General features: G+C 64.6%; 23 protein-coding genes. 19 read left to right on the top strand and 4 right to left on the bottom strand.

The genetic code is table 11. The features are described from left to right. From leuD to ACF07D_RS08820, 5 genes are all read left to right on the top strand, one after another. Positions 1-603, top strand: a complete 603-nt coding sequence (leuD, locus tag ACF07D_RS08840; RefSeq protein WP_255807860.1) for a 3-isopropylmalate dehydratase small subunit — start codon at positions 1-3, stop codon at positions 601-603. A 150-nt stretch (positions 604-753) separates the two neighbouring features. Beyond that, the gene (gene murA, locus ACF07D_RS08835) at positions 754-2,061 is read left to right on the top strand and encodes a UDP-N-acetylglucosamine 1-carboxyvinyltransferase (RefSeq protein ID WP_391504693.1); all 1,308 of its coding nucleotides are present in this window, start codon (positions 754-756) and stop codon (positions 2,059-2,061) included. Between the two features lie 78 nt (positions 2,062-2,139). Then, positions 2,140-2,913, top strand: coding sequence for a 1-acyl-sn-glycerol-3-phosphate acyltransferase (locus ACF07D_RS08830; RefSeq protein ID WP_255807859.1), 774 nt, complete (start codon positions 2,140-2,142; stop codon positions 2,911-2,913). Then, positions 2,910-4,010, top strand: a complete 1,101-nt coding sequence (locus tag ACF07D_RS08825; RefSeq protein ID WP_119284007.1) for an NAD(P)H-dependent glycerol-3-phosphate dehydrogenase — start codon at positions 2,910-2,912, stop codon at positions 4,008-4,010. Before ACF07D_RS08830 ends, ACF07D_RS08825 begins: the two co-directional genes overlap by 4 nt. Beyond that, positions 4,007-5,164, top strand: a complete 1,158-nt coding sequence (locus ACF07D_RS08820) for a D-alanine--D-alanine ligase family protein (RefSeq protein ID WP_391504640.1) — start codon at positions 4,007-4,009, stop codon at positions 5,162-5,164. Before ACF07D_RS08825 ends, ACF07D_RS08820 begins: the two co-directional genes overlap by 4 nt. A gap of 38 nt (positions 5,165-5,202) precedes the next feature. On the opposite strand, the gene ACF07D_RS08815 is transcribed toward ACF07D_RS08820, so the two are convergent. After that, on the bottom strand, positions 5,203-5,811 hold the full coding sequence (locus ACF07D_RS08815; RefSeq protein ID WP_391504639.1) for a DUF3515 family protein: 609 nt from the start codon (positions 5,809-5,811) through the stop codon (positions 5,203-5,205). A gap of 89 nt (positions 5,812-5,900) precedes the next feature. Here ACF07D_RS08815 and thiL point away from each other — a divergent pair, with 89 nt between their 5' ends. Then, on the top strand, positions 5,901-6,926 hold the full coding sequence (gene thiL, locus ACF07D_RS08810; RefSeq protein ID WP_391504638.1) for a thiamine-phosphate kinase: 1,026 nt from the start codon (positions 5,901-5,903) through the stop codon (positions 6,924-6,926). Between the two features lie 49 nt (positions 6,927-6,975). Next, the gene (locus tag ACF07D_RS08805; protein ID WP_391504637.1) at positions 6,976-7,599 is read left to right on the top strand and encodes an SIMPL domain-containing protein; all 624 of its coding nucleotides are present in this window, start codon (positions 6,976-6,978) and stop codon (positions 7,597-7,599) included. Between the two features lies 1 nt (position 7,600). Here ACF07D_RS08805 and ACF07D_RS08800 read toward each other — a convergent pair whose 3' ends face one another. Further along, positions 7,601-8,965 (bottom strand): PucR family transcriptional regulator, encoded by a 1,365-nt coding sequence (locus tag ACF07D_RS08800; protein ID WP_391504636.1) that lies wholly within the window; start codon positions 8,963-8,965, stop codon positions 7,601-7,603. A 115-nt stretch (positions 8,966-9,080) separates the two neighbouring features. Between ACF07D_RS08800 and gabT the strand changes: the two genes are divergently transcribed. Then, positions 9,081-10,415 (top strand): 4-aminobutyrate--2-oxoglutarate transaminase, encoded by a 1,335-nt coding sequence (gene gabT, locus ACF07D_RS08795; RefSeq protein ID WP_119284001.1) that lies wholly within the window; start codon positions 9,081-9,083, stop codon positions 10,413-10,415. Positions 10,416-10,467: 52 nt separating this feature from the next. Beyond that, entirely contained in the window at positions 10,468-11,934 is a 1,467-nt protein-coding gene (locus tag ACF07D_RS08790; protein ID WP_119284000.1) for an NAD-dependent succinate-semialdehyde dehydrogenase, read from the top strand. A gap of 333 nt (positions 11,935-12,267) precedes the next feature. Here ACF07D_RS08790 and ACF07D_RS08785 read toward each other — a convergent pair whose 3' ends face one another. After that, entirely contained in the window at positions 12,268-12,903 is a 636-nt protein-coding gene (locus ACF07D_RS08785; RefSeq protein ID WP_391504635.1) for an RsmD family RNA methyltransferase, read from the bottom strand. 3 nt (positions 12,904-12,906) lie between these two features. Beyond that, the gene (locus tag ACF07D_RS08780; RefSeq protein WP_391504634.1) at positions 12,907-13,755 is read right to left on the bottom strand and encodes a tyrosine-protein phosphatase; all 849 of its coding nucleotides are present in this window, start codon (positions 13,753-13,755) and stop codon (positions 12,907-12,909) included. Positions 13,756-13,867: 112 nt separating this feature from the next. On the opposite strand from ACF07D_RS08780, the gene ACF07D_RS08775 reads away from it, so the two are divergent. The 10 genes from ACF07D_RS08775 to mutM all read left to right on the top strand — a co-directional run bounded on the left by ACF07D_RS08775 (position 13,868) and on the right by mutM (position 23,248). Beyond that, complete coding sequence (locus ACF07D_RS08775) at positions 13,868-16,081, top strand: ATP-dependent DNA helicase RecG (RefSeq protein WP_391504633.1); 2,214 nt, start codon at positions 13,868-13,870, stop codon at positions 16,079-16,081. Positions 16,082-16,268: 187 nt separating this feature from the next. After that, complete coding sequence (locus tag ACF07D_RS08770) at positions 16,269-17,183, top strand: ABC transporter ATP-binding protein (protein ID WP_119283996.1); 915 nt, start codon at positions 16,269-16,271, stop codon at positions 17,181-17,183. Positions 17,184-17,229: 46 nt separating this feature from the next. Beyond that, positions 17,230-18,099 carry an ABC transporter permease subunit gene (locus ACF07D_RS08765; protein ID WP_391504632.1) on the top strand — a complete coding sequence of 290 codons (870 nt, stop codon included), beginning with the start codon at positions 17,230-17,232 and terminating at the stop codon, positions 18,097-18,099. A gap of 55 nt (positions 18,100-18,154) precedes the next feature. Further along, a complete protein-coding gene (locus tag ACF07D_RS08760; protein ID WP_391504692.1) occupies positions 18,155-19,465 on the top strand; it encodes a sensor histidine kinase in 1,311 nt (436 codons plus the stop codon). Between the two features lie 29 nt (positions 19,466-19,494). Further along, positions 19,495-20,178, top strand: coding sequence for a response regulator (locus ACF07D_RS08755; protein WP_391504691.1), 684 nt, complete (start codon positions 19,495-19,497; stop codon positions 20,176-20,178). A gap of 34 nt (positions 20,179-20,212) precedes the next feature. Continuing rightward, entirely contained in the window at positions 20,213-20,707 is a 495-nt protein-coding gene (coaD, locus tag ACF07D_RS08750; RefSeq protein ID WP_119283993.1) for a pantetheine-phosphate adenylyltransferase, read from the top strand. Further along, complete coding sequence (locus ACF07D_RS08745) at positions 20,707-21,252, top strand: YceD family protein (protein ID WP_391504631.1); 546 nt, start codon at positions 20,707-20,709, stop codon at positions 21,250-21,252. Before coaD ends, ACF07D_RS08745 begins: the two co-directional genes overlap by 1 nt. A 13-nt stretch (positions 21,253-21,265) precedes the next feature. Next, the gene (gene rpmF / locus ACF07D_RS08740; RefSeq protein ID WP_119283991.1) at positions 21,266-21,469 is read left to right on the top strand and encodes a 50S ribosomal protein L32; all 204 of its coding nucleotides are present in this window, start codon (positions 21,266-21,268) and stop codon (positions 21,467-21,469) included. A 75-nt stretch (positions 21,470-21,544) separates the two neighbouring features. Beyond that, positions 21,545-22,273: a ribonuclease III gene (gene rnc, locus ACF07D_RS08735; protein WP_391504690.1), complete on the top strand. Its 729-nt coding sequence runs from the start codon at positions 21,545-21,547 to the stop codon at positions 22,271-22,273. 3 nt (positions 22,274-22,276) lie between these two features. Further along, positions 22,277-23,248, top strand: a complete 972-nt coding sequence (gene mutM / locus ACF07D_RS08730; RefSeq protein WP_391504630.1) for a bifunctional DNA-formamidopyrimidine glycosylase/DNA-(apurinic or apyrimidinic site) lyase — start codon at positions 22,277-22,279, stop codon at positions 23,246-23,248. Positions 23,249-23,342: the final 94 nt, after the last annotated feature.

The following is a 23,342-nucleotide window of genomic DNA, read 5'->3' as shown; positions in this document are numbered from 1 at the left end:
ATGGAAAAGTTCACAACGTTGAACGCGACAGCAGTCCCGCTGCGCCGCTCGAACGTCGACACCGACCAGATCATCCCGGCGGTGTTTCTGAAGCGCGTCACGAAGACAGGCTTTGACGACGCGCTCTTTTACCACTGGCGTCAGGATTCCGAGTTCGTGCTCAACCAGCCCGTGTACAAGGGCGCCGAGATCCTGATCGCAGGCCCCGACTTTGGTACTGGCTCGTCCCGCGAGCACGCCGTTTGGGCGCTGCGCGATTACGGATTCAAGGTAGTGATCTCGGCGCGCTTCGCCGATATCTTCCGCGGCAACTCGGGTAAGCAGGGGCTTCTCGCAGCCCAGGTTGCCGAAACAGACGTCGAGAAGCTGTGGGCAATCATCGAGGCGGATCCCGCAACCAAGGTGTCGGTCAACCTCGACGACCGCACCGTGACTGCGGGGGAGCTGACAGTCTCATTCGACATTGACGACTACACTCGGTGGCGGCTCATGGAGGGTCTTGACGACATCTCCCTGACACTTCGCAACGAGTCCGCGATTACTGAGTTTGAGGCGCGTCGCCCGGGCTGGATGCCCACGACGCTGCCCGCCACGAACGCCTAGGAGGCACCCACGTTGAGCAACGCAGAGCAGACGGACGCACCGGAGATCCCGGAGGGTCTGACGAAGCCGAACGAGGAAGAGGCCGCATCCAAGGCTCTCCAACACGACGCCGCAAACCAGGGCGCGAAGGTCGGCCTCACCTCTGATGAGATCATCATCAAGGGCGGCACGCCGCTGAAGGGGCGCATCGAGGTCCGCGGTGCGAAGAACCTCGCGACGAAGGCAATGGTGGCGACACTCCTCGGCAAGACGCCGAGCGTGCTGCGCAACGTTCCCAATATCTCGGACGTTCGCGTTGTCGCGGGCCTGCTCGCGCTGCACGGCGTGCTCATCACCAAGGGTGAAGCCGCCGACGAGTGGCACTTCGACCCGTCGAACGTGGAGGTCGCTCACAAAGCCGACATCGACGCGCACGCGGGCTCGTCGCGTATCCCGATCCTGTTCTGCGGGCCGCTGCTGCACCGCCTTGGCGAGGCGTTCATCCCCGATCTCGGCGGCTGCCGCATCGGCGATCGCCCGATCGACTTTCACCTCGACGCGCTGCGCGAATTCGGCGCCGTCGTTGAGAAGCTCCCGAGCGGCATCAGCCTGACCGCACCGAACGGCCTCAAGGGCGCGAACATCGAGCTGCCCTACCCCTCGGTCGGTGCGACCGAGCAGGTGCTGCTGACGGCGGTGCTCGCCGAGGGCCAGACCGAGCTGCGCAACGCAGCCATCGAGCCAGAGATCATTGACCTCATCTGCATCCTGCAGAAGATGGGCGCGATCATTTCGATGGAGCCCAACAGGGTGATTCTCATCGAAGGTGTCGACGAGCTTCGTGGCTACGATCACAAGGCCATCTTCGATCGCAACGAGGCCGCGAGCTGGGCGGCAGCTGCGCTCGCAACCAAGGGCGACATCTTCGTTGGCGGAGTGCGACAGGAAGAGATGATGACCTTCCTGAACGCCTACCGGAAGGTCGGCGGCGATTTTGACGTGCACGACGACGGGATCCGTTTCTGGCACCCGGGTGGCGACCTGAAACCCGTCACAATCGAGACCGACGTGCACCCCGGATTCATGACGGACTGGCAGCAGCCACTCGTTGTCGCGCTCACACAGGCGACCGGTACCTCGACGATCCACGAGACTGTGTACGAGAATCGGTTCGGATTCACTGACGCTCTGAACACGATGGGCGCGAACATCGTCGTGCACCCGAACGGTCTCAGTGACGTCGGTCGCCGCGTGAAGCGTCGCGAGTTCGAGCAGGCCGCGGTCATCACGGGCCCGACACACCTGACAGCCGCAGACGTCGTCGTGCCAGACCTGCGCGGTGGCTTCAGCCACCTCATCGCCGCAATGATTGCTGAGGGAGAGTCGAAGGTCTCGAATATCGGCATCATTGCTCGTGGGTACGAGAATTTCATCGAGAAGCTCCGCCTGCTCGGAGCCGACTTCGTCTTTGAGGCGTAAGCGTACGAAAATTCGTGAGTCCCGCGCCGCACTGGCGCTTATGCAGATGCGCGCGCGGGATTCGGGGATAATTGAACCATGACGAAAACGGTGAAGCTGCGCAGCCAGCCCGGGGCCGAGAAGCGCAGGCCCTCGATGTTTTGGCTGTTGGCGGGACTCATCCTGCCTGTGTGGTCGCTCATGGTTCGTTACCGATTTACGCCGCAATCGAAGCTTCCGAAGACTGGCCCGTTCATCCTCGCGCCGAACCACTTCAGTGAGATCGATCCCATCGCGATGGGGGCGGCTATTTGGCACCTCGGGCGCGTGCCGCACTTCATGGCGAAGGAGAGCCTGTTTAAGGTTCCCGTTCTCGGCTGGATGATGCGCAAGAGCGGCCAGATTCCTGTGGAGCGCGCGGGCGCGACGCGATCGACAGGCCTCGACAACCCGATGAGCTCGGCAAGCAAGCTTATTGAGAACCAGGGCGGCGTCATCGTGTACCCGGAGGGAACGCTCACCCGCGATCCTGATCTGTGGCCGATGCGCGGCAAGAGTGGGGCAGTGCGGCTCGCGCTCGAGAGCGGAATTCCGCTCATTCCAGCTGCGCACTGGGGCACGCAAGAACTGATGCCGCGCTACGGAAAATCAATCCGGCCGTTCCCGCGCAAGACTATCGAGGTCGCCATTGGCGAGCCGATCGACATGAGCGAGTTCGAGGGCCGGCACATCGACCAGAAGCTCATCAACGAGGCGACGAAGAAGCTCATGAACGAGATCACGGCGCTCCTTGAGGGCCTGCGTGAGGAAAAAGCGCCCGAAGAGCGTTGGGATCCCGCAAAGCACCAGCAGAACGAGACGGGGCGTTTTTGAACGCGGCAGCAACGAGAGCACATCGCGGCACGAAGGTCGCAGTTATCGGCGCCGGGAGCTGGGGCACGACCTTCGCGAAGGTGCTGTGTGACGCAGGCTCGGACGTGACGATCTGGGCACGGCGCAGCGAGGTCTCAGACGAGATCCAAGTCGCGAAGCGCAATAGCCAGTACCTGCCAGGGATCAACCTGCCGAAGAACCTCAAAGCGACGGCGAACCTCGCCGATGCACTGCGCGGGGCGCGCCTCGTATTCCTTGCGGTTCCGAGCCAGTCGCTGCGGCAAAACCTGCAAGACATCGAGCCGTTCCTCGCCCCGACGAGCGTGCTCGTCAGCCTCGTGAAGGGTGTCGAGCGCAGCACGACGATGCGAATGAGCGAGGTCATCCACGACACGTTGGATCTCGAACCAGATCGGATCGCCGTCGTCTCCGGGCCGAACATCGCGCTCGAGATCGCGAAGGAACAGCCGACGGGTGCGGTCGCATCGTGCGCGTCGATCGCAGTGGCCGAGGAAGTCGCGCAGGCGTGCTCCGCGCCGTACTTCCGCACCTACGTGAATCACGACGTCGTGGGCACTGAGCTCGGTGGCGTGCTGAAGAACCTCATCGCTCTGGCGATCGGCATCGTTGACGGTGTGGGGTACGGCGAGAACACGAAGGCATCGATTATTACGCGCGGGCTCGCGGAGATGACCGAGTTCGCTGTGTCGCAGGGCGGCGACCCGATCACCCTGTCTGGGCTCGCCGGTCTCGGCGATCTCATCGCGACCTGCCAGTCGCCCCTGTCCCGCAACAACACCGCAGGCAGGCTCATCGGACAGGGCTACTCGCAAGAGGAGACCCGAGAGCAGATGCAGCAGGTCGCCGAGGGAATCACCTCGGTCGCGCCAGTGCTCGAGCTCGCGAAGTCACGCGGGATCGTCATGCCGATTGTGCAGCAGGTGTCGATGGTGCTCGACGGTGAGATGGAACCGAAAAACCTCGGGCCCCATCTCGCAACCGAAGATGGAATTCCGCGGCGAGAGCTCGTGCTGAAGCGCGACTCGAAGCCCAGTTGGCGGCGCCTGTTCGGGCGCCGGAAGGAGCGCACACAGTGAGCGTAGTCCAGACCGAACCGCACGACGAACAGGAAGACGCCACTCAGGCAGGAGCGAAGCGCCGCGTCGCTCTCGTCTTCGGCGGGCGTTCGAGCGAGCACGGGATCAGCTGCGTCACCGCCGCAGGAATCCTCAAGGCGATCGACCGCGAGCGCTTCGACGTGACGCTCGTCGGGATCACCAAGCGCGGTGCGATGGTGCTCATGCGCGAAGACGATCTCGCCGACTACCGCCTCGACGCTCCCGCACTTCCTGAGGTGCGAGACAACGGCACCCGAGTGATCTGGCCAGCGTCAGTTGACACCCGCGCACTCACCCTCGTATCGAGTGACGGCTCGCTGAGCTCGCTCGGGCACATCGATGCTGTGATGCCGATGTTGCACGGCCCGTACGGCGAGGACGGCACCATCCAAGGGATGCTTGACCTCATCGACATGCCCTACGTCGGTTCGGGCGTGCTTGGCTCGTCGCTGTGCATGGACAAGCACCTCGTGAAGGTCGTGCTGCAGAGCATGGGGATCCCTGTCGCGCCGTGGCGCACGGTCACCCGGGGAGACCTCGACCGCAACCCCGAACTTCTTCGCACGATCGACGAGGGGCTCACCTACCCGCTGTTCGTGAAGCCCGCACGCGCAGGGTCGTCGGTTGGCGTGAGCCGAGTCACCGAGGCGAGCGAGATTCCTGCCGCGCTTGAGATCGCGTTTGCTGAGGACCGCACCGTGCTCATCGAATCCGGAATCACCGGCCGTGAGGTCGAGATTGCCGTGCTTGAGGGGCGCGAGGGGCAGCCGACTCGCACGAGTAGCGTGATCGGGGAGATCGTCGTGACTGGGCGGGACTTCTACGACTTTGAGGCGAAGTATCTGGGTGCGTCAGGCGTGCAGCTTGTGCTGCCCGCGAAGGTCACCGACGCTGAATTCGAGGCAATTCGAGACGCAGCGGTTCGGGCGTTCGAGGGAACGCAGGCGCGCACGCTCTCACGAATCGACTTCTTCCTCACAGAAGACGGGCCTGTGCTCAACGAGCTCAACACGCTTCCTGGCTTTACGCCTGCGTCGATGTATCCGATGCTGTGGGAGGCCTCGGGCGTGAGCTATTCGGAGCTCATCACCGAACTGATCGAGCTCGCGCTCGAAAAGCGCCCGGCCTACTAGCCGCAGGATCGGCGCGGCCCCCGCGAATCACGCGGGGGTTACTCGGCGTCTTGTGTCGCGGCCTCGGGTGTTTCGGCCTCTGGTGCCTCGGCCTCGGGCGACTTGGCGTCAGGCAACTTAGCGTCAACAGGTGCGTCCGTCTGCGGCGCGTCGCCAAACTGTGAATCGTCGATCGTGTCGGCAATCGCCGTGCACTTGCGTTCTTGGGGGAGCTTCTTCACTGAGGCGCTCAGCTCGGTGATGACGTTTGTTCCCGATACGTCGTTGTCGAAGTTCACCACGACCTCGAGGCCCGGGCTGCGGCCGTAAGCCTCGAACCTGAACATCGGTGCGCGTGAGTCGTCGATGATCCAATCCACGCCGTTCACCGAGACGCAGCTGTCTGTCGTCGGGCCGCTTGGCTCAATGCCGCAGTAAAGCAACACACTCGCGGGGTCACCCCAAGCGCCCGTTGATTGCGCGTTCGTGTAGCGCCGCTCGAGGCCGTCGACAGTTGCGGGGAGCCTCACGATCACGTCGGCGCACGCCGGGTTGTTCGCATCGTCAGCGGGCACCATCGGCACGTCTCCCGAACAGCCAGTGAGTACCGTCGCAACGGCTCCTGCGGCTAGGACGAGGGCTGTTGTATGAACGGTGCGAGCTTTCACACTGTAACCATATCCGGTGGTGGAAGCGGGAGTCGGGGAACGGGCTGTGTGGGGCGCGCCTCGTGGGCGGCGCGCGGTACCGTTGTGGTGTGCAGACAGTTGGAGAACTTGGAGAAGCGGGCGTGCTCGCGCGAATTCTTGACGGGCTCGAGTCGGCGGCGGCGGCATCGGTTGGTCCTGGCGACGACTGCGCAGTGCTCAGAGCCTCGGGTGACATCGTCGTCACAACTGACACGATGATCGAGGGCCCAGATTTTCGCCTGGCCTGGCACACGGGATTCGATCTTGGCTGGAAGCTCGCCGCAACCAACCTCTCTGACGTCGCGGCGATGGGCGCGACCCCGACCGGACTCACCGTTGCGCTCGCGTGCCCGAAGTCGACGCCTGTCTCGCTGCTCGCGGAGATCGCACGTGGGCTGAGCGCCGCCTGCGCCGAGCTCGCGCCGGGATGCGGAGTTGTGGGTGGGGATCTCGGCCAGGCGCCTGTGCTCACCGCTGCGGTGACTGCGCTCGGGGACCTTGAGGGGCGCGAACCTATGCTGCGCTCGGGCGCGCGGCCCGGCGACACCGTCGCGTACTCGGGGGCGCTCGGCCTCGCAGGCATGGGCCTCGCGTTGCTCTTCGACAGGTGCGCAGACGGCGCGGGTGTCGCGCACTCTGAGGGGCTCGCTGAGTTGCGGGAGGCGCACAGCGCCGAGCTGCGCGCGCAGTTCGCGCCGCGAGCGCCGATCCTGACCGGGCGTGTCGCGAGCGAGTCAGGCGCGACGGCAATGATGGACGTTTCAGACGGTCTGGCGCTCGATGCGGCGCGGCTGGCGCGCGCCTCGCAGGTCCAGGTGAGGCTCAGCGGCGAGTCACTGAGCGCAGCGTACGGTGTGCAGCAGGGCGTCACCGTGCCGTTGCGCGCAATGCTTGAGGGCGGTGAGGATCACGGCCTGCTCGCGACGTTCCCACCCGGTGTCGCGTTGCCGGCGGGGTTCTTGCCGATTGGCGTGGTCGCGGAGGTTGGAGGCTCGAGCGGTGAGCCCTCGCAGGGTTCGCTGAGCGTGAACGGCGAACCCTATGCGCCAGGTGGGTGGGATCCATACAATAAGCTCACGACGCTGAGCAGCTAGCTCGGTGGGCGGCCCCGACGCACACTGCGCGAGTTGAGGAGGAACTGAGATGACGAACATTACGGTGATGGGTGCTGCGGAGGCGCGGGTTCCGGCCGATCAGGCCGACATCTTCGCGTCAGTCTCAAGCCGCGACGCGTCCCGCGAGATCGCACTCCAGGGCGCCAACGCCGCGCACGCAAAGCTCGTCGAACGAGCCAAAGAGCTCGTGTCAGCGGGCTCCGCAATTCAGTACGTTGCCGACCCCGTCTCGACCTATTCGAACTCGTGGCGCGACGAGCACGGCAACAACGTCGTCGAGCACCAGGCTCACGCGAGCGTGCAGATCGTCTTGAGTGCGCTGGATCGCGTCGGAGAGGTTGCGGCCGAGCTCACCGAGAGCGGCGCAGACGTTCGAGTTCAGTGGGAGCTCAGCTCGGCCCTGCGTGACGAGTGGACCCGAAATTTGCGAAGCGCGGCGGTGCAAGACGCGCGAACAGCGGCCGAGGACTTCTCGGTCGCGATCGGCGCGCCGACACTCACGCTCCTCACGCTGCGAGACGGCCGCTCAGGCGGCGGTCCCTCGCCGCTCGGTGACGCCAGATTCGCGATGGCCGCGGCGGCGCCGCCTGAGGTGACGGTCGGGCAGATCTCAGTCAACGTGCAGGTGGAGGCAACGTTCAACGCTGAGTAAGCTATGGCCGCTGCGCTCCTGGCGCGTTGGCGGCAATACGAAGCGCCGTCCACAGTTCAGAGCGTGTGTCGGGCGAATCGATGTCGCGCTGCAGCAGGCTCGCCGCGGTCCGGATCCGTGCACGCAAAGTGTGCCTGTGGATCGCCAGCTCCTCGGCCGCCGGGGACAGCTGTCCGTTGTGGCGCAGCCATGCCTCTAGGCTCCGCTCGATCTCATCGCCGTGCTTCCGGTCGTGTGATCTGACGGGGGAGAGGAAGCCCGACGCCCGGCGCCGAGCGTCTTGACTCTCGCCGATGAGCTGCAGCAGCCCTGCATGCATGGCGGGACGGTACTCGACGATCCTGTTTGCCGTACTCGGCGGGGTGCTCGCTGAGGTGCTTGCTGCCGTGCTCGCTGCAGCGCTTGCTGCCGTGCTTGCTGCCGTGCTCGCTGCCGGGCCAGCTGTGGGGCGGCCCTGTGAGGTGCCCGAGGCGGTGTGTGTTGCCCGGCCGCTCGGCCCCGCCGACCGATCCTGGGCGATCGCGTGCTCGAGCGCTCTGTCTGCCTGCGCGACAAGTTCGAGCAGGTCGTCGAGTGAACCGCGCTCAGACAGCCCACCAGGGACGCCCCTGGCGAGTCGTTTGACCGAGGGGATCTGGGACGGTTCACACACGATGAGCAGCCTGCCGTCGACGACCCCCGCCGCGGTGCCGTCGCCGAGCTCGCTGAGGTCGAGGCCAGGTTGAACGCCGGGAAGTGCAACAACAGAAACCTGGCCTCGGGGAAGTCGCGGAAAAAGGGGCCCCGCAACCTCATCGGCGAGATCTCTACGACCAGCCATGAGTAGCCGCAGCGTCGCAGTTGCGAGCGCCGACTCCGAGCGAGCGATGCTCGAAGTCCGCGCCCCCTTGCCCCGGCCGTGCCCCTGGCTCAGCCTGTCGAGGTTCTGGGCGTGCACGGCTGCGTCGATGAGGCGGGCGGCGGCTCGTGTGATCGCGATGAACGGGGTATCGTAGGGCACCCGAATGAGGGGGAGGCCCAAGTGCTCGCACGCCTCGACGAGCGTCGGCGGGATCCTGTCCCACCGAATGCCAACCCCGACGCCGAGCGCCGTCGTGCCCGCCGCGACGAGGCGTGAGACATACGCTTCTGCGGCCCGGATGCCAAGCGTCCCCTTAAATTGGGCGCCCGTCGTCAACAGCACTGTGCGGGGAGTGAGGAATGGCGTGGGGTCGGTGAGATCAGTTGAGTGGACCCATTGGACCGAGCGAGACCCAGTCGTGTCATCGCCGCCAGCGACGACGACGAGGCCAAGTTCGTAATCGCGCAACAGTGTCTCGAGGTCGATCCACGAGTGGATTGCCGGTTCGGCGAATAATTGCATCATCAATCGCCATTATGGCACCTCGGGCTGTGGGGGTGCAGCCATATCCTTGGATGTGTCCGGCGCTGTGGTGCAGAACCGCCGCGGCGCTCACCCCACACAACGTAAGGAGACATCCATGACTCTCACCGGCGGCCCTTCACTTCCGCAGGAGCGTAAGCTCGTCACCAGCATCCCCGGCCCGAAGTCGCAGGAGATCCTCGCGCGCAAGAACGCAGCCGTCGCGGCCGGTGTTGGCGTCGCGCTCCCCGTCTCCATCGTTGCCGCAGGCGGCGGCGTCATGGTCGACGTTGACGGCAACTCGCTCATCGACCTGGGCTCAGGTATCGCCGTCACAGGCGTCGGCAACTCGGCACCCGCAGTCGTTGAGGCTGTCACCAACCAGGTGAACCAGTTCACCCACACCTGCTTCACTGTCACGCCGTACGAGGGCTACATCGCCGTCGCCGAGAAGCTCAACGAGCTCACCCCGGGCGACCACGAGAAGCGCTCAGCGCTCTTCAACTCGGGCGCCGAAGCAGTCGAGAACGCAATCAAGATCGCGCGTCACTTCACCAAGAAGAACGGCGTCGTCGTGTTCGATCACGCCTACCACGGCCGCACGAACCTCACCATGGGCATGACCGCAAAGAACATGCCCTACAAGGACGGCTTCGGCCCGTTCGCCCCAGAGGTATACCGCGTACCGACCTCGTACCCGTACCGCGACGGCCTCACCGGCGCAGAGGCTGCACAGGTTGCCATCACTCAGATTGAGAAGCAGGTCGGCGCTGACAACCTCGCCGCGATGATCATCGAGCCCATCCAGGGCGAGGGCGGCTTCATTGCTCCCGCCGAGGGCTTCCTCCCGGCGCTCCAGGCCTGGGCAACCGCGAACAAGGTCGTCTTCATCCTCGACGAGGTGCAGACAGGCTTCGCCCGCACCGGCAACCTCTTCGCGGCAGACCACGAGGGTGTTGTCCCTGATCTCGTCACTACTGCGAAGGGCATCGCTGGCGGCCTCCCGCTGTCGGCGGTGACAGGCCGCGCCGACATCATGGACTCGGCCCACGCAGGCGGACTCGGCGGCACCTACGCAGGCAGCCCGATCGCATGTGCAGCAGCACTCGCAACGATCGACACCTACGAGAAGGAAAACCTCGCGGCCCGCGCAGGCGAGATCGGCGCAATCATCTCGGAGTTCTTCGCGGAGCTCCAGAAGAGCGACGACCGCATCGGAGACATCCGTGGCCGCGGCGCGATGATGGCTGTGGAGTTCGTCGAGTCAGGCTCGAAGACCCCCGCAGCTGCGCTGACAGGCGCAATCGCAAAGCACGCTGCGAATGAGGGTGTTATCCTCCTCACCTGCGGAACTTACGGCAACGTTGTCCGCTTCCTCCCGCCGCTCTCGATCTCTGACGAGCTGCTCCGTGAGGCCCTCCAGATCGTCGCCGACGCGCTGGCAGCAAACTAGTTCTCGCTGCACCCACGCTCTCGCAGCACCATTAGGCTGAAAGGAAACCGTTATGGCTCTCAAGCCCAACGAACAAGAACTCCTCGACCGCGTCCCTTCAGGGCTCGCGATCGGTGGAAAGTGGGAGGACTCGACCTCCGGCGCAACGTTTGATGTTGTGGACCCCGCGACTGGCGCCGTCATTAAGACGATCGCCGACGCAACGGTCGAGGATGCCGTGCGCGCACTCGACTCCGCAGTCGCAGTGCAGGACGAGTGGGCAGCAACCTCGACGCGCGAGCGCTCGAACATCCTGCGCCGCGCGTTCGACCTGCTCATGGAGCGCAAGGAAGAGTTCGCGCTGCTCATGTCGATGGAGATGGGCAAGCCCATCGCCGAGGCTCGCGGTGAGGTGAACTACGGCGGCGAGTTCCTCCGCTGGTTCTCGGAGGAGGCTGTGCGCGTGCGCGGCGACTACCGTCCGAACCCCGAGGGAACCGGCAACATGGTTGTCTCACACATCCCCGTCGGGCCGTGCTACTTCATCACGCCCTGGAACTTCCCGCTCGCCATGGCAACCCGCAAGATCGCTCCGGCGCTCGCTGCTGGCTGCACGGTCGTCATCAAGCCGGCGGCCCTCACACCGCTCACGACGATGTTCTTCGCGCAGCTGCTCGAGGATGCCGGTCTGCCAGCTGGCGTCGTGAACGTCGTGCAGACGTCGAAGTCGAGCGCTCAGTCGAGCGCCCTGCTCTCCGACACTCGCCTCCGCAAGCTCTCGTTCACCGGTTCTACCCCGGTCGGCGTGACGCTGCTGCAGGCTGCTGCCCAGAACGTGCTCCGCACGTCGATGGAGCTGGGCGGCAACGCTCCGTTCGTCGTATTCGAGGACGCAGACCTCGATAAGGCTGTTGAAGGCGTGCTGCTCGCCAAGTTCCGCAACATCGGTCAGGCATGCACCGCTGCGAACCGCATCATCGTGCACGAATCGGTCGCGGACGAGTTCGCCCGCCGCGTTGGCGAGAAGGTCAGCGCGATGACAATCGGCCGCGGCGCGGACGAAGGCAACGACATCGGCGCGCTCGTCGAGGAGAAGGCAGTTGCAAACACTGCTCGCCTCGTCGCAGACGCAGTCGAGACCGGCGCGACAATCGTCACCGGTGGCGAAGCTATCGACGGACCCGGCAACTTCTTCCAGCCGACAGTCATCGACAAGCTCAGCCCGCAGTCGGCGATCATGCGCGAGGAAATCTTCGGACCCGTCCTCGGCATCATCCGCTTCTCGACAGAGGAAGAGGCTGTCGAGCTTGCGAACAACACCGAGTACGGCCTCGTGAGCTACGTGTTCACCGAGAACGTCGCACGTGGCCACCGTATGATCGAGAAGCTCGAGACAGGCATGATGGGCCTGAACACCGGGCTCGTATCAAACGCTGCGGCTCCCTTCGGCGGCCTCAAGCAGTCGGGCATCGGCCGCGAGGGCGGTTTTGAGGGGATCCACGAGTTCCTCTCGACGAAGTACACCCTCATCCCGCGCTAGCGCGCGGTAAACGCTGCGGGGCTCGGGTCGGTGACCCGGGCCCCGTCTGTGTATGGCGGGCCTGGCGGCACTGCTGCCCCGCTTGCCGAGCGTGTTGTCGCTGGCTGAGCCTGTTGTCGGCTGGCTGAGCCTGATGTCGGCTGGTCGAGCCTGTTGTCGGCTGGTCGAGCCTGTTGTCGGCGTTGGCTACTGGAATCTTCACTAGATATCCCCGACAGCACAGCACCCAGCATTCAGAGTGCAGATCTCATGAGATATCGCTGGCCGCTGCCAGTCGTTGCACACAGCGTTGGCGCTGCAGGCGTGAGTCAACGCCACGCGAAGCGTTCAAGGTTAGGCGGGTTCATACCACCAGAGCACAGTCTCACCATAGGCTCGGTTGCGGATCGGCTCGAGCCCTGTGGGTAGCGTCGGCTCGGGGGAGCGGCTGCTCCGCTCGACGAGGACAACAGCCTCAGGGGCGAGTAGTGGCAGGAGGGCGGTGAGGTTCGCGGTCAGCGACTCTTCATCGAGATCGTATGGCGGGTCGATCAACGCAACGTCCCAGCGTGCGCTCGTGCCGCGTGCGAGCTCACGGTCGAGAAACGCCTGAACAGACTGACGCTCCACCTCGATTGTCGGTGGATGAGCCCCGAATCCAGCAGATGAACCAGTTCCTGCAGTCCCTGCAGCCTTTGCTGCCCCGCGCTGCCACGCCTGCAAGACAGTCTGTGAGTTGCGATTCGCCACTTGCGCGGCCTGCGGGTGCTTTTCGACGAGGGTGATCGAGGCGGCGCCACGACTCGCGGCTTCAAGCCCCAGAGCCCCTGAGCCCGCGTAGAGGTCGACGACCCTCGCCCCGTCGATGACGCCCCATGATTCGAGTGCTGAGAAGATTGCCTCTCGAACGCGGTCGCTCGTTGGGCGAGTGCCCGCTTTCGGCACCTCCAACCGCAGCGAGCCTGCCCGACCCGCGATGATACGTGTCACGACTCAGCCAGCCGTCACGAAACGATCGTGGAGCGTCTCGAGCTGCGCATCGCTCAAGCCGAGCCCCATGGTGAAGTACCCCTCGATCGAACCGAAGCGCTCGCGCACTTCATCGAGGGCCGCCTGCAACATGCTCTCGTGCACGGTCAGCACCGGCTTGATGAGCGATGAATCGACGCCATTGCGTTCCGCACGTTCAAGCATCGGCTCAATCATCGGAAGGATGTCGACGTTCGTTTGCAGATAATCAGCAACTGCCGTCTCCTCGTCTGCGCCAACGAGCAACAGGAAGGACGCGGCGGCCCACCCGGTGCGATCTTTACCGGTCGTGCAATGAAACAGTGTCGGGACGTAGCCCTCGGGCGCCGTGAGGGCCTCGTAAAACTCCCTGAACGCCGCAATCGCTGAGGGGCTCGACACGATCAGCCTGTTCGAGTCTTGGAGGATCTTCACGCCCTTGCCACCGCCGAGCATCTCCGCCATCTGCTGCTTGATCGCGGCGAGCTGTTCTGCGCTCACCTCGCGTCCTTCGGCCCCCGGCATGCCAAGGTGGGCGAGGCTCGCCGACAGGTCTCGCGCGTGGTCGCCGAGCACATCGAGGTGCACTCCTGTGACGCCGGGCGGAAGCTTGTCTGGGGCGCTACGTCGTTCGCCATCGGTTCGGAAGTCGACGACGCGCCGAATGCCGAGACCGAGGAGCGCCTCCCCGTCCGTCTCAGAAACGGCACCGAGCGTCGCAGATCGAAAGAGTAGGCCCTCTGCGACTGAGCCACCTGCAACGGGAAGCCCGCCGAGCGTCCGCAGATTGGGTACTGTTGCCAACGGGATCCGGCGTTCAACTGATTCGGTCACAATTCCACACTACCCGTTGGAATCGTGGGGGAGGCCAGAATCGGTTGACCGTCTTGCCCGCCCCTGTGGCCACACGAGACAAAATGTCGGGTCCCCACGCTAGCCTTAGCGTATGGCGCATGTAACCCTCGAGTCTCCGCTGAGCGGGATCATCGGTGGCAAGAGCGCGAAAGCTCTCGAGAAAGCATTTGGTATGCGCACGGCGCAAGACCTGCTCGAGCACCTGCCGCGCCGATACTCGAAGCGTGGCGAACTGACGCCGCTCGTTGGCCTTCCGGTGGGTGAGCAGGTCACCGTGGTGGCTCAGGTGCTTGATGTGCGGGTGCGGCGCATGCAGCGGCGCCCAGGCCAGATCGTCGAGGCACGGATCACTGACGGCGTTGGCACGCTGACGCTGACATTCTTCAACCAGCCGTTTCGGGCGAACGAGCTTCGTGCCGGCCGTCAGGGCATATTTGCGGGCAAGGTTTCCGAGTATCGAGGCGCCTACCAACTGCAACACCCCGACTACGAGTTCTTTGATGCTGACGCCGAGGTTCCTGGAGGAGCACAGCTCGAGGAGGCCGCTGCGAAGGCCTGGGCCGAGACGCCGGTGCCGATTTACCCGGCAACGACGCAGATGCCGAGCTGGACGATCCAACGCTCTGTCGAGATGGTGCTCGATGCTCTTGCCGACGTGCCAGACCCATTGCCGACCGAGATGCTTCGTGCTGAGGGGCTCCTGTCGCTTCGCGCCGCGTTTGAAGGCGCGCACAGGCCCCGAAATGACAGCGACTGGCGAGCCGCGCAGCGCAGCCTGAAATTCCGTGAGGCATTCGACCTGCAGTTGGCGCTGATGTACCGGCGCCGCCAGCATGCGGCCGAAGCGAGCACACCCCGTCCGGCCGGCGCGTTGCTCGAACGCTTCGATTCAGCGCTGCAGTTCGACCTCACCGGCGACCAGGTCGCCGTTGGCGCCGTCATTGCCGATGAGCTCGCGCTCGCGCACCCGATGCACAGGCTGCTGCAGGGCGAGGTTGGCTCCGGTAAGACGCTTGTCGCGCTCCGGGCGATGCTGCAGGTCGCGGAGTCTGGCGGACAGAGTGCCCTTCTCGCGCCGACCGAGGTGCTCGCGGCGCAACACTTCCGGTCGGTTGTTGAGGCGCTCGGCCCTGACCTCGCGGCCTCGCTGAATCCTGTTCTCATTACCGGGCGCATGCCCGCTGCCGAGCGGCGCCGCGCGCTGCTGTCGCTCGCCTCAGGCAATGCGCTCGTTGCTGTCGGTACCCACGCACTCATGAGCGAGGGGGTGACGTTTTACGACCTTGGCCTCACTGTGATTGACGAACAACACCGCTTCGGGGTGGAACAGCGCGAGGCGCTCCGGCAGAAGGGGGCCCAGCCGCACGTCCTCGCGATGACCGCGACCCCGATACCGCGAACTGTCGCGTTGACCGCGTTTGGCGACCTTGAAACACTCACGATTCGAGAGTTGCCGCCAGGGAGGCAAGGGATCGAGACGTTCGTCGTCCCCGAACTTGAGATGCCGCGCCGGGCCGCGCGCGTGTGGGAGCGCGCAGCAGAAGATATTCGCGCTGGCAGGCAGGTCTACGTCGTGTGCCCGGCCATCTCAGGTGGAAAGACCCCGAATCTTGAAGAGGGCGAGTTCGCAGGGGAGCCCGACGACGAGGCCACGGGCGGCGGCGTCGCAGGGCCTGGCGCCCAACCGCCCAAGCGGCCGCTCGCGAACGTCATTGACTCGGTCGCGGAGATTCGGGCAATGGAGAATTTCAGCGCGCTCAGAGTTGAGGCGTTGAGCGGCGACATGCCGGGCCCCGAGAAGGACCGCGTGATGAGTGAGTTCGCCGCTGGTGCGATTGATGTGCTCGTCGCGACAACAGTGATCGAGGTCGGTGTGAACGTGCCGAACGCTTCGATCATGATTGTGCGCGACGCCGATCGCTTCGGTGTCTCGCAGTTGCACCAGCTCCGCGGGCGCGTCGGCCGTGGTGCCCATGCTGGGCTCTGCCTCCTCATGAGTGTCGCGGAGCAAGGCACTACAGCCCGCGAGCGCATTGAGGCAGTTGCGGCGACGAGCGACGGGTTCGCGCTCGCCGAGATTGACCTCGAACTGCGGCGCGAGGGGGACATCCTCGGGACTGCCCAGTCGGGCGGCAAGTCAACGTTGAAGCTGCTTCGCGTCACGCACGACGGGGAGCTCATCGCGCACGCCCGGGAGCTTGCGGGCGCGCTGCTCGACGTCGATCCAGAACTCATCACACACCCGGGCCTCGCGGCGATGATCGCCCGCGAAGAAGAACATCTCGAGAACCTCGCGAAGTCGTAAGCGCATGCGTGCGCACGCGCAGGCCGCACGTCGCGCGACTGCGGCCCATGCGACTTCCTGAGTAGTCCGGAAGCACACGCAAACGGTACCTGGGTACTACGGCCCCGATACTCAAGTGGGATACGGCCCAATGGCTCCTTTCCTAGGCTGAAGCTATACGCTCAACCTCTCTCGAATAGGAGACATCATGATCGAGGCTCGCGGGCTCACCAAGCACTACGGTGCGAAGAAGGCTGTCGACAATGTCAGCTTCACGATCCAGCCTGGCCAGGTGACAGGCTTCCTGGGGCCGAACGGTGCAGGCAAGTCGACGAGCATGCGGCTCATGGTCGGTCTCGACAAGCCAAGCGCCGGTACTGTCACTGTGAACGGTGAGCGCTACTCAGAGCTGCGCGCACCGCTCGCCGAGATCGGCGTCCTGCTCGACGCGAAGGGTGTCCACCCTGGCCGCAGCGCACGGAGTCACCTGCGGGCTCTCGCAGCGACGCACAGCATCTCCGACAAGCGAGTGAACGAAGTCATCGAACTCACGGGGCTCGAGTCAGTCGCGAACAAGCGGGTCGGCGGCTTCTCGCTCGGAATGGGCCAGCGTCTCGGGATCGCGGCCGCACTCCTGGGAGACCCCAAAGTGCTGATCCTTGATGAGCCAGTGAATGGCCTTGATCCTGACGGTGTGCTCTGGGTGCGAAACCTGCTGCGCCACCTGGCGAGCGAGGGCCGCACGGTGCTGCTCTCAAGCCACTTGATGAGTGAGATGGCGCAGACGGCCGACCACGTGATCGTGCTCGGGCGCGGCCGCGTTGTCGCCGACGCTCCGATCTCTGACTTCGTCGGCAACGGCACGGCTCGCGTCACGGTCCGCAGCCCGCAGGCTGCCGAGCTTGCGTCGCTCGTGATGACTGGGCGCCCCGACATCGACCTACAGCCGTTGGACCGCGGCGAGGGCGAGGGGTTTTCTGCGGCGGGCCTCACCGCGGCCGAGATCGGTACGATCGCCGCGTCGAACAGCATCGTGCTGCACGAGCTCACGCCGGTGACCGGCAGCCTCGAGGACGCCTACCTCCAGCTCACTCGCGACGAACTCGAGTACGCTGCCGGCTGAGCCCCGGAACGCGACCCCACCGACTCTCGACGAACTGGACCCACTCATGACTTCCTCAACATACACTCCACCTACGACGCGGCAGACCTTCGCCGGCTCAGGCAGTGCCCCCAAGCTCAGCTTCGGCGGCGTGGTCAAATCTGAACGGATCAAGCTGAGCTCGCTCCGCTCGATCCGCACAACCCTGCTCATCACGCTGCTCGCGAGCGCTGGGCTCAGCCTGCTCAGCGCGTGGGCGATGAAGAGTTCCTTTAGTTACGAGGGCCTCGACGTATCGGCGTTGCCCGTCGACGCGCTCCAAAGCTACCTGCTGACTGTCTCGACCTTTGCCTCGCCGTTTCTCGCGCTCATTTTCGGCGTGCTCGGGGTATTCGTCATCTCGAGCGAGTATTCGAGCGGAATGATCCTGTCGAGTCTCGCGGCCGTGCCCCGGCGGACGCCCATGTACTTCGGAAAAGCCATCGTGCTCGCCGCGATTGCCGCAGTCACCGCCCTCGTCCTTGTGCTCGTGGGTCTCGCGATCGGTATCGCCTTCCTACCGGCGGCAGCTGGCGAGGTCTTCTCAGGCACCGTGCTGACGGGAGCGCTCGGCGCCATCGTCTATCTCGCCTGCGTTGCGCTCCTTGGCTTCGGCTTCGCCGCGGTGCTGCGTTCAACGGCTGGCGGGATCGCGCTCGTCGCTGGCCTCATCTTCGTGCTGCCCATCGGTTTCCAGTTCCTGTCGATGACGGGCTGGGAGTGGGTTCCCACCGTGAGCCAATACCTGCCGATGTCGCTCGGCAGCACGCTCAGCATGGGTGACGTTGCTACGGGATCCGACCCGACGTACTGGGTCGCGATGCTTGCCATCGCGCTCTGGGCGGCCGTTCCATCGACTCTCGGCCTGGCAGTGCTGAAGTCTCGCGACGCGAAGTAGTCGCGGGGCTGAAGCACCGGGAGTTTTCCGGTCGCGCCAGTAGGGTAAGAGTGTGATGGGGGAGACGCAGATGAGTGAGGCCGCGCGAGCCAACTCTGAGGCGTTCCTGCCGAACCCTCCTGGCGCGATCAGGCGGTGGGTGGCGGCGCACCCACGGGCGATCGACATGGCGATCCTTGTGTGCTATCTCATCGGGGCGATCCCGCTTGCGCTCCTCGACATTTTCACGCTGTTCTACGATCGCTCCGGCGAGAACGTTATCGCAACCGCGGCCTACACGCTCGTGCTGTCGCTGCGGCTCGCAGCTGGCACCATTGCGCTGATCCTCCGTCGTCGCGCGCCACTCATCGGCCTCATCATCGTCACTGTCGCGCTCTTTGGTGAGGGCGGCCCGCTCGTCATTGCGAACGCCGTCGCAGGCTGGTTCCTGCTCTACGCGGTACCTGTCTACCGCGACGTGCGGACGGGCTGGATCGCATACGCTATCGCTGTCGGCGGCAACATCCTTGCAGTGTCGATCCCGACCATGACGACGATTTTTGGTGAGAATCCGCAGGGGCGAGGGCTGATCGGTGTGATCGTGCTCGACGCGATCTGGGCGCTCGCCGTGCTGCTCATCGGTATCAATCTTGGCAACAGGCGGCGTTACCTCCAGGCCATTATTGACAGGGCGCATCAGCTCGCCCGCGAGCGTGACCAGCTTGCGCAGCTCGCCGTTGCAGAGGAACGCTCTCGAATCGCCCGAGAAATCCATGACATCGTCGCCCACTCAGTGTCGGTCATGATCGCACTCTCCGAGGGCGCGGCTCGCGCAGTCGAGAAGGCGCCGACCGAGGCAGCGAATGCGATGCAGCGCAGCGCTGAGACCGGGCGCACCGCCCTCACAGAGATGCGGCGGCTCCTTGGCGCGCTGCAGATGAGCGAGGCCGCAGACATGGCGCCGCAGCCGAGCCTTGACGACATCCCGGGACTCGTCCAAGGCTTCGAAGACGCAGGCCTCTTCGTGACTCTCGACACGAACGTCGAGGCCCTGCCTGACAGGCTGCAGGGCCTCGCAATATTCAGGATCGTGCAGGAAGGCCTGACGAACGTGCTCCGCTACGCTGGCGTTGGCGCCAAAGCCAACGTGACGCTGCGTGCCGCGGCGGACGGCCTCGAGGTTGTGGTGCGTGACCATGGAAGACCCGCGAATACAGTTGGGCCGACGACTGGCCTCGGGTCGGGCCGCGGCCTCGCGGGCCTCGCGGAGCGCGTCCGCGTGTTCGGAGGCTCAATCAGTTCGGGCCCGGTGCCATTTGGCGAGGGCTGGCAATTACGTGCGTTTTTCCCCGCGGGCGCGGGGACGAACCCGAGTGAGAGAGGGTGAGTGTGATCGATCCGCATCACATCAGGATCATGCTTGTCGACGACCAGGAGCTGATTCGCACGGGGTTTCGGCTCGTGCTGCTGTCTGAGTCTGACATGGAGGTCGTCGCCGAGGCTGGTGATGGCGGCGAAGCGCTCGCAGAGCTCGCTCGGTTGTCGGGCGAGGGTAACGGCTGTGACGTCGTGCTTATGGACGTGCGTATGCCGGGAATGAACGGCATCGAGGCGACGAAGCGCATCGTCGCTGAGTTTCCAGCAACACGGGTGCTCGTGCTCACGACCTTCGACCTTGACGAGTATGCGATCGGCGCGATTCAGGCGGGTGCGAGCGGTTTTCTCCTCAAGGATGCACGCCCGACTGAGCTCGTCGACGCAATCCGTCGCGTCGCGAGCGGTGACGCCGCGATGGCCCCGGCAGTGACAGCACGCATGATGGAGCGGATGCGTGACACAGGTGCCGCGGCGCCAGCGGCCCTGTTCGCAGCACCCACGCCTGGGGCGGGAGACGCTGTCGCTGCGGAACTCAGCGAACTGACAGAGCGCGAGCTTGACGTTCTGAAGCTCATTTCAGACGGCAAGAACAACTCGGAGATCGGAGCAGAGCTGTTTCTGTCTGAATCCACGGTGAAGACGCACGTCGGGCGGGTGCTGTCGAAGCTTCAGCTTCGTGACCGCGTTCACGCCGTAATCTTTGCAAAGCAGCACGGGCTTTAGGGCATCTTGCGGCTCGACCGCGTACTGTAGAGGTATGAGCAAAATCGCAGTGGTTCCCGGGTCATTTGATCCGATCACCCTCGGGCACCTCGACGTGATCCGGCGCGCAGCTGCCGTGTTCGACGAGGTCCACGTACTTGTCGTCCACAATCCAGGAAAGTCGGCGATGCTGCCGATCTCTGAGCGGATGTCGCTGATCCAGCAGTCGCTTGACGAGGATCCAGAGACGCCTGACAATGTCATTGTTGCATCGTGGTCGGTCGGGCTGCTCGTCGATTACTGCACGGAGGTCGGTGCCTCGGTGCTTGTGAAGGGCATCCGTTCGCAGCTCGACGTTGCGTACGAAACGCCGATGGTGTTGATGAATCGGAGCCTCGCGAATGTCGAGACCGTATTCATGCTCCCTGAGCCCTCGCACGCCCACGTGTCGAGCACGCTCGTGCGCCAGGTGTCCTCCCTCGGGGGAGACGTCAGCCCGTACGTGCCTGCGGCAGTGGCGCGCTTTCTCGCGACGACGAGGCCAGCATAATGGCCCGGCTGTACGAGGAGAGCGTCCGCGACATCGTCAACCGTCCAGGGGAGATGCGCGAGCGCGAGATTGAGATCGTCGTGCCCGACCGCTTTGGGGAGGCACTCGCGTGGATCCCTGAGGGCGAGAAGCTCTCGCTTGACGTGCGTCTCGAGTCGGTGCACGAAGGGATCCTGGTGTCGGTGACGGCGCGTTCGACGATGCACGCCGAGTGCGGTCGCTGCCTTCGCGACTTCACCGCGCCGTTTGAAGTCGAATTTCAGGAACTTTTCGCGTATACTCCTACGGAGGCCGACGAGTATGGGGTTCACGGTGATCACGTGGATCTTGAACCCCCGCTCCGAGACGCGGTAGTGCTTGCACTGCCGTTCCAGCCTGTGTGTCGCCCGGACTGCCCGGGACTCGATCCCGAGTCCGGCGAGCCACGCGATACTGAGGCTGTGATGGCGACTAATGTGGATATTGATCCGCGTTGGGCGGCACTGGCTGACTTCAAGGCTGTAGAATCATTAGGTTCGGGTGTGCCCGAATCTGAGAGTAACTAGGAAAGAGAGCATCATGGCTGTTCCCAAGCGCAAGATGTCGCGTTCGAACACCCGTCACCGCCGTTCGGCGTGGAAGGCTTCGGTACCCGCACTCGTCAAGACTGTCGAGAACGGCAAGACCGTGTACAGCCTCCCGCACCGCGCCCGCGTGGTCGAGGACTCGCAGGGCAACGCTCTGTTCCTCGAGTACAAGGGTCGCCGCGTAGCTGACGCGTAAGACTTACCCGTGACGGGGAATGATCACTCACTCCCGCGACACGAACACGGAGAGCCGTCGGGCACCCCTCAGGGAGTGCCAGGCGGCTTTCTTCACGCGTTCGACGTCGCGGTTGAGCCGGAGCTTCTCGAACTCGCACTGACCCACCGCTCGTGGGCCTACGAGCACGATGCGGCCCCGCACAACGAACGACTCGAGTTTCTTGGCGACTCAATTCTGGGCCAGGCTGTCACGGTGAAGCTCTACCGTGAGCATCCAGACCTCACCGAAGGCGAGCTCGCGAAGCGCCGTGCTGCGCTCGTGTCGACGCTCGCACTCGCGGAAGTCGCTCGCGGGCTCAGCCTCGGCGACGAGCTGCGCCTGGGTAAGGGCGAGGAGCAAACAGGCGGTCGCGACAAAGATTCGATCCTCGCCGACACCGTCGAAGCCGTGATCGGCGCGGTGTTCCTCTCGACCGATGCTGACACAGCCGCACGTTTTGTGCTGCGACTCATCGAGCCGCTGCTCGACGACCCTGATCGCTTTACGGAAGTGCTCGACCCGAAGACTACCCTCCAAAAGGAGGCGTCGACGCGCGGGCTCCCCGGCCCCACGTATGACACTATCGGCGCCGGCCCTGACCACGCTCGGGTGTTCAGTTCGACAGTGCGACTTGGCGATGTCGTCGGCACGGGCGAGGGCACGAGTAAGAAGGTTGCCGAACTGGCGGCGGCCCGCGACGCGGCTGCTCAGCTGCGCGCCGCACGCGCGGGGCGCAAAGCGAGGCGCGGGAGCAAGGGCGGCGCGCAGGCCGCTGGCCGGTAGGCAATGCCCGAGCTTCCCGAAGTAGAGGTCGTGCGCGCCGGGCTCGCGCCTGCGGTCACCGGTGCGCGGGTTGTCGCGGTCGAGGTGATGGATCCGCGCGCCCTCAAGCGCCACACGCCAGCGGGGGAGGACCCCGGCCTTGGCGGGCACGGCCGCACCCTCCCTGAGGGGGCGGCGCGTAGCCGCGCCGCTGACTTCGAGCGCCGCCTCACCGGGCGCACGCTCCAGGCGCCTCAACGGCGGGGGAAGTTCCTGTGGATCCCGCTCGCGGTCGAGACCGCGCCGAGCGTCTCGGGGAAGCTGGCAGAGGAGCCCGAAACTGCGCTTCTGGCCCACCTCGGGATGAGCGGGCAGATGCTGCTGCGGGCGACAGATGCGGTGGACGATCGGCACGTGCGGATCCGGACCTGGATCGAACACCCCGAGCACGGCGAACTGAGGGTCGACTTCGCCGACCAGCGGCTCTTTGGCTCCCTCGCACTTGACGCGCTGACTCCAGCGGCGCCAATCGGTTCTATTCCGGCGCAGGCAGCACACATTGCGCGCGACCCGCTCGATCCCCACTTCGACGACACCGCCTTTGTCGAGAAGTTCAGGTCGCGTGGAGTCGGCGCGAAGAAGCTCCTGCTCGACCAGCGAATGGTGAGCGGGGTCGGAAACATCTACGCCGACGAGACGCTCTGGCGCGCGCGCATCCACCCAGACACCCCCGGATCTGCGGTGTCGGTGCGTGGAGCCGTTGCGCTTTTGCATCATCTCCGCGAAGTCTTCGAGCAGGCGCTCTCAGAAGGCGGAACCAGCTTCGACGAGCAGTACGTCAACGTGAACGGGCAGGCTGGTCGGTACGCGTCGGCATTGAATGTCTACGGAAGAAATTCTCAAGATTGTTCACGGTGCGGCAACACTATCACGCGCATCAGGTTCATGGGTAGGTACTCACATTTATGCCTGGTCTGCCAACGAAAACGCGGGTGATTCGCACCCGCAAAATGGGGTCAAAACCCTTTGCTGTCGAACTTGTGAAAATCGCACGATGTCGTGTGAAAATCTCCATTTCTTTCACATGAAT

This window comes from Leucobacter sp. NPDC015123, from assembly GCF_043080205.1.
GTDB classification, from domain to species: Bacteria; Actinomycetota; Actinomycetes; order Actinomycetales; family Microbacteriaceae; genus Leucobacter; species Leucobacter aridicollis_A.
This window is presented reverse-complemented; position numbering and strand designations above follow the sequence as displayed.

Excerpts from the sequence above, each read along its gene's own strand:
- leuD (WP_255807860.1), top strand. The coding sequence starts at position 1 with ATGGAAAAGTTCACAACGTTGAACGCGACAGCAGTCCCGCTGCGCCGC.
- ACF07D_RS08830 (WP_255807859.1), top strand. The coding sequence starts at position 2,140 with ATGACGAAAACGGTGAAGCTGCGCAGCCAGCCCGGGGCCGAGAAGCGC.
- ACF07D_RS08805 (WP_391504637.1), top strand. The coding sequence starts at position 6,976 with ATGACGAACATTACGGTGATGGGTGCTGCGGAGGCGCGGGTTCCGGCC.
- ACF07D_RS08800 (WP_391504636.1), bottom strand. The coding sequence starts at position 8,965 with ATGATGCAATTATTCGCCGAACCGGCAATCCACTCGTGGATCGACCTC.
- gabT (WP_119284001.1), top strand. The coding sequence starts at position 9,081 with ATGACTCTCACCGGCGGCCCTTCACTTCCGCAGGAGCGTAAGCTCGTC.
- ACF07D_RS08790 (WP_119284000.1), top strand. The coding sequence starts at position 10,468 with ATGGCTCTCAAGCCCAACGAACAAGAACTCCTCGACCGCGTCCCTTCA.
- ACF07D_RS08775 (WP_391504633.1), top strand. The coding sequence starts at position 13,868 with ATGGCGCATGTAACCCTCGAGTCTCCGCTGAGCGGGATCATCGGTGGC.
- ACF07D_RS08770 (WP_119283996.1), top strand. The coding sequence starts at position 16,269 with ATGATCGAGGCTCGCGGGCTCACCAAGCACTACGGTGCGAAGAAGGCT.
- ACF07D_RS08765 (WP_391504632.1), top strand. The coding sequence starts at position 17,230 with ATGACTTCCTCAACATACACTCCACCTACGACGCGGCAGACCTTCGCC.
- ACF07D_RS08760 (WP_391504692.1), top strand. The coding sequence starts at position 18,155 with ATGGGGGAGACGCAGATGAGTGAGGCCGCGCGAGCCAACTCTGAGGCG.
- ACF07D_RS08755 (WP_391504691.1), top strand. The coding sequence starts at position 19,495 with ATGCTTGTCGACGACCAGGAGCTGATTCGCACGGGGTTTCGGCTCGTG.
- coaD (WP_119283993.1), top strand. The coding sequence starts at position 20,213 with ATGAGCAAAATCGCAGTGGTTCCCGGGTCATTTGATCCGATCACCCTC.
- ACF07D_RS08745 (WP_391504631.1), top strand. The coding sequence starts at position 20,707 with ATGGCCCGGCTGTACGAGGAGAGCGTCCGCGACATCGTCAACCGTCCA.
- rpmF (WP_119283991.1), top strand. The coding sequence starts at position 21,266 with ATGGCTGTTCCCAAGCGCAAGATGTCGCGTTCGAACACCCGTCACCGC.
- mutM (WP_391504630.1), top strand. The coding sequence starts at position 22,277 with ATGCCCGAGCTTCCCGAAGTAGAGGTCGTGCGCGCCGGGCTCGCGCCT.